The organism is Bacillota bacterium, assembly GCA_040754675.1.
Classification (GTDB): domain Bacteria; phylum Bacillota; class Limnochordia; order Limnochordales; family Geochordaceae; genus Geochorda.
Map to the genome: position 1 here is coordinate 1 of JBFMCJ010000736.1, position 1727 is coordinate 1727.

The 1727-nt window shown below is 63.3% G+C and carries 2 protein-coding genes; both read left to right on the forward strand.

Translation table 11 applies throughout. From position 1 onward, the window contains the following. The first annotated feature begins 281 nt into the window (after positions 1 to 281). On the forward strand, positions 282 to 1127 hold the full coding sequence (locus tag AB1609_23080) for an IclR family transcriptional regulator (GenBank protein MEW6049319.1): 846 nt from the start codon (positions 282 to 284) through the stop codon (positions 1125 to 1127). Then, positions 1109 to 1727, forward strand: a 619-nt coding sequence (gene panB, locus AB1609_23085) for a 3-methyl-2-oxobutanoate hydroxymethyltransferase (GenBank protein MEW6049320.1), incomplete at its 3' end; no start/stop codon positions are given. The genes AB1609_23080 and panB, both read left to right, overlap by 19 nt.

Genomic DNA, 1727 nt, shown 5'->3' on the forward strand with positions numbered 1-1727 from the left:
CCAGGGGACAGGTGGTACGAACGTACGGCCGGGCGCCACCGTGTTCAGTCATAGGTTACACCCCGGTTGGCCGGATGTAAGGGCTGTATCCACCAGCAACCGATTATTGCACGCAGCCGGCCTTGGGGTCAACTGGCGCGGGCTGATGACTGTGTCGGATGGAGAAAAGGCCGCTACTGGAACACGCTGGTTCTCAAAATATGAGAATGAGCTCTCGCAGCGCGAGAGACGTACGAAGGACCCTTCTGGCCGGCGACGAAGTAGGTTCCGAGGTGTCCCCGTTGGGTGTCAGGGTTGCCGGGCAGAGCAGAGAGGAAGACCGGAAGTATTACGAGATCGGCTCGCTGGAGAAAGCGTTCAAGCTTCTCTCCATGTTGTCTTCGAGCCAGGGTATGACGCTGGCTGCCCTCTGTCAGGAAACGCGGTTGCACCGGGCGACTGCTTACCGCATCTTACTCATGCTCGAGGACCTGGGCCTGGTGCGGCGGGACACATGGTCGGGCCAGTGGCAGCTGGGCATCGGCATCTTCGAGCTGGGTGCCGCGTTTGCTGAACGGTCGCCCGTCATCAGGGTCAGCCGGCCATACTTGGAAGACTTGGCCCGCGAGACCGGAGAAACCGCGCAGCTGGCCGTGCTCGATCGTGGTGAAGCGGTCATCGTGGACCGCGTGCTGGGCGGAAGGCCCATCCAGCTGGCTCCTCGAGTGGGCAGCCGTATCCCCGCTTACTGCACGGCGCTCGGAAAGGCCCTGCTCGCCTACCAGAGCGAGAAGGTCATCAGCGAGACCCTGCGGACCATTGAGCTCGTACCGCTCACGCCATCCACAATCACTCAGAAGGATGCCCTGGTGGCAGAGCTGAGTGCCGTCAGGCGGCGCGGGTTTTCGGTGGACAACGGGGAAAGCCAGCAGTTCGTGTGCTGTGTGGGGGCGCCGGTCTTGGGGTTCGACGGCAGATGCGTGGCCGCGCTGAGCGTGGCCAGGCTCACGAACCTCCAGCGCCCGGAGGAGGTGCTGCGCCTCGGACGCCGATGTGTGGAGGTTGCCGGCAAGATCTCTCTGCGTCTGGGCTACCGTCCCAAGTCTGCAGAGCCAGGAGGGGAAGAGCATTGCCTAGGGACAAAGTGACGATCCTGGACCTGTACGAGAAAAAGCGTCGCGGCGAGAAGATCACCATGCTGACCTGCTACGACTATCCCACGGCACTCCTCGAGGAAAGGGCGGGAGTGGATATCATCCTCGTAGGCGACTCGCTGGCCATGACCGTGCTGGGGCATACCAGCACTCTTCCGGCAACAATGGATGTCATGATCGTCCACGCGCAGGCGGTTAGACGCGGAGCGCCCGGCGCCTTCCTGATCGGCGACATGCCGTACATGTCCTACCAGGTTTCGGAGAGCGAGGCCATCCGTAACGCCGGGCGTTTCATGGCGGAAGCCGGGTGCGACGCAGTCAAGCTGGAGGGAGGCAGGAACGTCGCCCGGGTGGTGGAGGCCCTGACCAAGGCCACCATCCCCGTGATGGGGCACCTCGGGCTGACGCCTCAATCCATCGTGCAGCTGGGCGGGTTCAAGGCCCAGGGGCGGGATGTGGATAGCGCCACGCGCGTGATCGAGGATGCCAAGATCCTGGAGGAAGCGGGGGTTTTTGCCATCCTGCTGGAGGCGGTGCCACCGGAAGTGGGCGAGATCGTGACCCGGCGCGCCCGCATCCCCATAATCTCAATTG